The organism is Dactylosporangium sp. NPDC051541, assembly GCF_044454505.1.
Taxonomy (GTDB): Bacteria; Actinomycetota; Actinomycetes; order Mycobacteriales; family Micromonosporaceae; genus Dactylosporangium.
Genome location: NZ_JBITDU010000048.1, coordinates 1 through 7,009 on the forward strand (window position 1 = coordinate 1; position 7,009 = coordinate 7,009).

The following is a 7,009-nucleotide window of genomic DNA, read 5'->3' on the forward strand; positions in this document are numbered from 1 at the left end:
ACAGACGGGCAGCCGCTGAATGCGAGCGACCCCACCGATCACCTCGACCAAGCCTGGCCGGGCTGCGGTCGTAGATCCAGTAAATAAGTAGCCGCCGACCGGGCGTTTTTGGTTGACCCTGGATCGTTACCGCCCGTGCGCCGCCGGCTGGTTGGCGCTCCTGCCGAATACAGGGCCCGGCGACTGCGCCTGGGACGCTGGTGCACCGGACCGTCAGCCGGCGCGGGTGAACGCGACATCCATGACGGCGTCGAGGACGAGATAACCGCCGAATCCGGCGACGGCAGCCGGTAGCAGACCCATGACACCGAAAAGGCGATCGCGAGCGCCGCGGCCGAGGGCGAGCGGGACCAGTACGCCGGCCGCTGAGACCAGCAGCGCTTCGGCCGGCGGCCGGTGGCTGGCCAGCAGGTATGCCCCCTCGGCGACGAAGACGCCACCCAACAGGCATAGAGCGACCACCCGCCGGGCGCGTCGCGGGTCGCGCCACCATGCCCCGGCGGTCGCAAACAGCGGTCCCGCGGCCAGACCGACCAGCGCCCACTGAGCCGGTCCGGTGAGCACGCCCGGGCTCATCGTGCGGTGCTCGAACACGACCAGTGAGCCGTAGTAGCCGGCGACCGCGCCAACGAGGACCGCAGTACCGGCCAGCCAGGTCCGCCATCCGCCATCGCGCAGCACCGCACCGGCGACGAACGCGCCCACAACCCAGACTGCACCGGAGTTGACCAGGCGGCTGGAGCCGCCGGGCAGGACCCCGTTCAGCAGCAGCGACAGCGCGCCCAGCACCATGCCGCCGAGAGCCGCCGCCAGCAAGCCGCTCCCGGACGTCATGGCCTCGGTCAGGACGCGTGCCACCAGTGCTGTGCTGGGAGTCACGTCATCGCTGCCGGAGGTTGGCGCTTCAGTCACAGCGGCGAGCGTACCGTCCGCTCAACAGCCAGCATGCCGCTGTGCAGTGCGATCCGTAGCGGCCGTCCTGCACCGCTTCCTCGCCACCCTGCGCGGAATGCGCCGCCGCAAGGATCATCCGGGGCGTGTGCGCTTACGTCTGCCCCAGCTCGGCCAGGAGTTGCCGCAGGTACATGTCGACTTGGTCCTGTCGGTAGCCGCGCGGTGCGGTCGGAGAGGCGGCATCCGCATTTGACCCGCCTGCGGGGCGCGGCGCCGCCCGGGTCAGGCCGGCGCCGCGCCGTTGCAACTGATCATGGCATCCCTGATCTATCGCTGAAGGCGCGATGCCCGATCGGTACCTGCGTTGCCGAGTGCACCCTGAACGAACACTGGGCGGGCTGTGAGCTGCGAGCATCAGGAGGTGCAGGCGTATGAGGTGCCGATCGCCACGGACGGACCTTGTTGGCATGATCATGCGACCGTAGGGCGGCCGCTCGGACGCCGCCATGATCGAGGTGGTGTAGTGGGACTCTTCAAACGGCGAGCGTCGACTCCCGTCAAGCGGCTCATGGGTCGCTGCCGGGCTGCCCACCGCAGGCGGTGAGATCCCTGTGCGGGACCGCGATGGAGGTAGTACGTCGCAGGAGCGGGCGGGTCGCGGCGACCCTTGCTGTGGTCGAGGACTTGCTCGTGGCGGAGGGTGACGCGTCGCGTGTCGCGCTGGAGTTTCTTGAGGATCTTCAGAACGCGGCGTCCCACGGAACGGAGAGCCTCCTCACCACCGAGGAGCTGTTGCCATCGCGAGGGCCTCGGACGGTGGAAGGCTGGGAATCAGTGGACCGGCTCGGGGGCCCCTGCCGTCGCCTGGTGCGACGAGAACGGGGTGGAACTGGAGTCGAGTGCATCGCTCCGCGCCGTCGAGCATCCGGGACTCCGATCGATCATGTGGCCGTCGTGTCGGAGCCTGGCCGACGGCCGACGGGGTAGGCCTCAGCGACGTGGTGCGGCACGAGAAGGCGACTGGCGCGCCGATGGCCGCCTTCGGGTACCACCCGACGGAATGACGGAGACCGCCGGCGCTCGTCAGGATCACTAGACAAGATCACGTGATCAGGTGCACGACATCGCGATGGTTCGCGGCGGACTGCCGAGCTTGTCACCGACCGTGACCAGCTTCTACGAGCCGCGGGCTATCGGTCATGCCGATGTGCGGATGTGGGATCCGAACCGAGTTACCGCGACCTTGCGCAGGATAAGCGGTTGTGCGATAGGAACCCGTTTCAAGTTTTCGAATTGGCGTCTGGAGTGGGCGTAGCGCCTGGGCCATTCAAGCCCCGTTCCATCGCGTAATCGTCCGCCAACTGCACCGCTCGACGGAGACTCATCAAGCGCTCCGGTATCGCCTGACCAGATCCGGTTCCGAGATCAACCGTCTCTTGAATCGGCACGCTCGCATGAATTGAACGCTCTCCAAGCCAGTCGGAAAAAAACGCAACGTCCTTCAACTGCTGAACTACTATCGGCATCGCCGCGCGTATTGCAATGTGGCGGGCGCCTTTAGTAAATTGGATTGCCTTCGCAAGCGCGATACTTTCGTCGAAGTACCATTGAACCTCCACCGTTTCATTACCCGCCACCGTTTGTTTTGTGCCATTTTTGGCTATGCGACCCGGCCCAGCGTATCTGCCGAGGCGCACGCGATCTCCGCCGGAGGTAGCTACGAACGTATCATCTAGCTGCACAATCGCTCGATTCGCGACTTGCTCCTTAGAAAATCTCTCGACGTTCCGGTGGACCACCAGGACGGAATTCAGGGCAGTAAGGATTGCAGCATCTGCTCGACTCCCATTTGCGGCGAGACGGAGTGCGCAGAATAGACCGAGGAACCGGTTCACCATAGCGCCGGACGCGGTTACTCCTACCACCAAATCCGGCTTAATCCGGTAATCATGCGTCTTGGATCTAGTGGCCCAGGCTGTTAGCAGTAGCAGTTCCCATCCAGTAATCCCCAACACGGCGCCCTTGATGGACGAGTTCGCCACGAATTTTTCATGAATGCCTTTTACGATACGCTCATCCATAAAAAGCGCATCAACGACATGCCACTGGTGCGAACCGCGCAGAGAAGGCAACAACTTCATAGCCGCCTTAACCGTAGCGTCACTACGCAGAAGCGACAGAAAAATGGCGACATCGCGGGTAACGAAGCTCTCAACGGTTTCCATTGTAGCGGTTCCATCGACTATTTTTGCCCAGAGTCGTTCAGCGACCAGGAATTCCTGGAATGACCGATGGGGGAAGCGGATGCGTTCGCCCGATCTTCGGTCGAGAGGCGAGCCAGCAATAAGATCACGACGCGTGCGCTCAAGATCGTCTTCCTTGATGAACGGTGCGAACAGCGCGTCAGGAATTCGGTCGGCATCAGCCGAGACTCCACGAGTCGTCCACAGCCAGTACGCGAAGTCCGCGAGGAAACGGCGTCTCTCCTGGCCAGAAAAGGCTAATCGACTATGCTTAGTTTCTTCTCTTTCGATCACTTCTGATATTAGTCGGTCGATGAAAATGTCGTAAACGGCCGCGAGGTCAAGAGTGGCAAGCTCGCCCTTATACGTCGGGAGAATTTCGGCAAGCATTCGAAGTTGAACCGGACGCCGGGAGATGTCTCGCAATTGAGGAGAGTTGACCTTTTGCCAGAGGACTTCCATCGCGCTCGCATCGGACGCAATTCGGCTATTTCGGAAGCCAAGGTAGCGCGTTAGAAATTGCATCATTCGATCACGTTGCAGCGGCGCTATCTCTACTTCTGTATAGTCGGGCCAACCTTGCTCGTTGATATGTCCTACCGGCGTTGGTTTTATGCCGTGGAGAGCATAACGGTGCTGCTCATCGTTCTCAAACGCGGTTGGCCGACCAAGTAATACAACTTTTGCATTGCCCGAACATAGTCTATTGAGCTGTCCAAGATTATACTTAAATTCTCTCCAGGAAAGCAACTGCTTCATCTCATCAAAACCGTCTAGTATGACTAGGAGTCCGCCAGACGCGTTGAGCGACTGGAAGATGTCAAACCGGTATCCGGATACCGGATTTGTAGCTGTGAAGTGCTTACCAAGCAGGCCCTCGAGGCTTTGCTCACCAGCAACGTCCCCTAGCTTGATCAACACGGGCTTTCTGGCTAGTGGTTCCTTCAACGCGCGCTGCGCGGCCGTAGCAGCAAGGAAGGTAGCAAAGGAGCTTTTGCCAATACCGTAAGCACCCAAGATGGCGACAGGACGGCCGCCTGGAAGGTCGTCCGGTTCCGACTCACGGCTTTCGATCCACCGCTCGATCAAGCGGTTGAGGTCCAACTTCGACGTTGTCTGGGGCGGTACATAATACTGCGCGATGCCGTCCGGTGACTCTTTGAAAGCCACCGTGAGCGCATTTAGGTACGACGTGAAGTCCATGGCATTGCTGAGTAATTCGCGAATGCTCTGCACTGATAAACGAGCATCAGCATACGCGGACGGCAGTGATTCCTTGGCAATCTCATCGGTGACTATTAGCCCGGTCCCTTCATGAAGGCGGCAGGGCTGCATGATCGAGAAATAGGGAGGGTGCCCTCCATCTGGGAAGATCTGGCTTGTCGAAGGCCCTGATCGCCCGCTACGGAAGGCACCCGCAGAGTGCAGGCTACCGGAACGCGTCCGAAGATCGTCGTGAGTGCCGACGGGCGGGGTGTGGTCGGTCATGCCGGTGCCCGGCTCCTGGCCGATGTGGCCGAGGCAACCGGGCTGGGCACCCGGTTCGGTGAGGTCCTTGCCGGGCTCCGGCAGCGTCGGGGCAGGCACGATCCAGGCCGGATCGCCGTGGATCTGGCGGTGCTGCTCGCCGATGGCGGTGAAGCCATCGCGGATCTGGCTGTGCTGCGCGATCAGGCGCAGCTGTTCGGTTCGGTCGCTTCGGACCCGACCGCGTGGCGGCTGCTGTCCAAACTGGACACCCGGCTCCTCGGCCGGCTCGCGCAGGCCCGGGCTCAGGCGCGGGAAATGGCGTGGGCACAACGGATCGAGACCTGCGGGAGCTTGCCGCCGTCGATGGCGGCAGGCGTTGCGGTGCCGGGTCTGGTCCTCGACATCGACGCCACGATCGTGCTCTGCCACTCCGGCAAAGAGGCAGCGACGCCGACGTGGAAGTCAACGTTTGGGTATCACCCGCTGCTGTGTTTCCTGGACAACACCCACGAAGCCCTCGCAGGGCTGCTGCGGGAAGGCCGGGCCGGTTCGAACACCACGGCCGATCACATCATCGTCCTGGATGACGCCCTGGCCCAAATCCCGGACGTCCATCGGCACGGCACCCCGATCCTGATCCGGTCGGACTCTGCCGGCTGCACCTTCGGTCTCCTGGCCCACATCCGCGGCCTGCGCGAGCGCGGCCTGGACACCCGGTTCTCCGTCGGGACCGCGATCACCGAACCGATCCGCCAGGCCATCCTCACCGCCAAACGCCGGCCCGGTGACTGGGTCCCGGCCGTGGACACCGACGGTGAACCCCGCGACAACGCCGAGGTCTGCGAACTGACCGGCCTGGTCCCGCACGACGGTTACCCGCCCGGGACCCGGTTCATCGTCCGCCGGGAACGGCCGCACCCGGGAGCCCAGCTCAGCCTGTTCGACACGATCGAGGGCATGCGGCACCAGGTCATGGCCACCGACACCCCACCCGGCGAGGCCACCAACGGCTCGATCCAGTACCTGGAGGCCCGCCACCGCGCCCACGCCCGCGTCGAAGACCGCATCCGCTGCGGGAAAGCCACCGGGTTCGGCCGGTTCCCGTCCCGAGTCTTCGCGATCAACCAGGCCTGGCTGCACCTCGCGCTGACCGGCATCGACCTCCTCGCCTGGACCCAGATGCTGCTCCTGCACGGCGAACTCGCCACCGCCGAACCCAAGAAACTGCGCTACCGGCTCCTGCACGTCGCCGCACGGATCACCCGCACCGCCCGCCAAACCCGCCTGCGCATCCCCGAAACCTGGCCCTGGGCAACCGATCTCACCACCGCGTTTGCCCGTCTCGCCGCGCTGCCCCAGCCGATCACCTGAACCCGCCACCACAACCCCGACGAACCAGATGGAGCAGCCCGGCCAAGGGCCGGGCCGCCGTCATGCCCACACCCGGCCGGACCACCCACAGAAGATCAACCGGTCGACAGACAGACTTGATCAACAATTAGCGAAAGACCGAGGTTAGCACTTCATCTACGAGATCCGCAGGTCTCAGCGGGCGTGCCGGCCGGGCTCCTAGGTATGCCGCCAGACCTCGTGGAGTCGCGGGGCCACGAACAACTCGAGGCAGAGCACCATGCGTCCCCTCCTGTTTTGCGATCGCTCAAGTGTCCGGTGGACGACGCGGCGACCAGTGCAACCGGCAGTTGGGCGGCAGATTCGGTGCCGCGGCCTGCCGGTCCGGCCGGGATGGCCGCACGGTAGAGCCATGCGAACCTTCCTCAGATCACTGCTCATCATCGCCGGCACCGCGGTCGCCGGTCTCGCCTTCAACGCCGGACCGGCCAGCGCCGCCCCGGTGTTCACCGACGGCTTTGAGCCGCCACCCGCCCCGCAGGCGTGGTCGTTCACACACGTGGGCAACGGCGCCGGCGGCTTCAGCAACCTGGGCCCGCGCTCCGGCGTGCAGGACGCGTTCATTGCCCAGACCGGCGCCGGCTTCTCCTCGGTGCAGCGCACGGTGGCGATCACGCCGGGTGCGTTCTGCACGGCGTCGGTCTTCCTGGACCCGGCGAAGACCCCGGCCATCCCCGCGACCGAGGACATGGCCCTGGAGATCATCGAACCGGTCAGCTTCACCTACGTGGCTCGTGACCTGCGCACCATGTCGTCGTCAGCGACGTACACGAAGTTCAATGTCAGTTGGTCGAGCAGCCCGGCCACGGTGCTCGTGCGCATCACCATCGGCGGCAGCGTCGTCGGCGGCGTCGCGAAGGTCACGGCGCTGCGGGCGGACGACTTCAGCATCAGCTGTTAAAGATCTTTCGTGTTCTCGGTGAGTCGCTGTCGGTCGATCGGGTTGGTGGCTAGGACAATCAGGGACATGACTGCTTCACCCCGGTCGGCCG

At 63.8% G+C, this 7,009-nt stretch carries 4 protein-coding genes; 2 read left to right on the top strand and 2 right to left on the bottom strand.

The genetic code is table 11. The features are described 5' to 3' along the window. Positions 1–213: 213 nt before the first annotated feature. Together ACIA8L_RS56230 and ACIA8L_RS56235 are read right to left on the bottom strand one after the other, a co-directional pair. Positions 214–912: a DUF6518 family protein gene (locus tag ACIA8L_RS56230; RefSeq protein ID WP_395918509.1), complete on the bottom strand. Its 699-nt coding sequence runs from the start codon at positions 910–912 to the stop codon at positions 214–216. 1,262 nt (positions 913–2,174) lie between these two features. Further along, entirely contained in the window at positions 2,175–4,625 is a 2,451-nt protein-coding gene (locus ACIA8L_RS56235; protein WP_395918511.1) for an NACHT domain-containing protein, read from the bottom strand. Here ACIA8L_RS56235 and ACIA8L_RS56240 point away from each other — a divergent pair. Both ACIA8L_RS56240 and ACIA8L_RS56245 read left to right on the top strand, forming a co-directional pair. Next, positions 4,560–5,978, top strand: a complete 1,419-nt coding sequence (locus ACIA8L_RS56240) for an IS1380 family transposase (protein ID WP_395918513.1) — start codon at positions 4,560–4,562, stop codon at positions 5,976–5,978. The genes ACIA8L_RS56235 and ACIA8L_RS56240 overlap by 66 nt on opposite strands. A 391-nt stretch (positions 5,979–6,369) precedes the next feature. Continuing rightward, positions 6,370–6,918, top strand: coding sequence for a hypothetical protein (locus ACIA8L_RS56245; RefSeq protein ID WP_395918515.1), 549 nt, complete (start codon positions 6,370–6,372; stop codon positions 6,916–6,918). Positions 6,919–7,009: the final 91 nt, after the last annotated feature.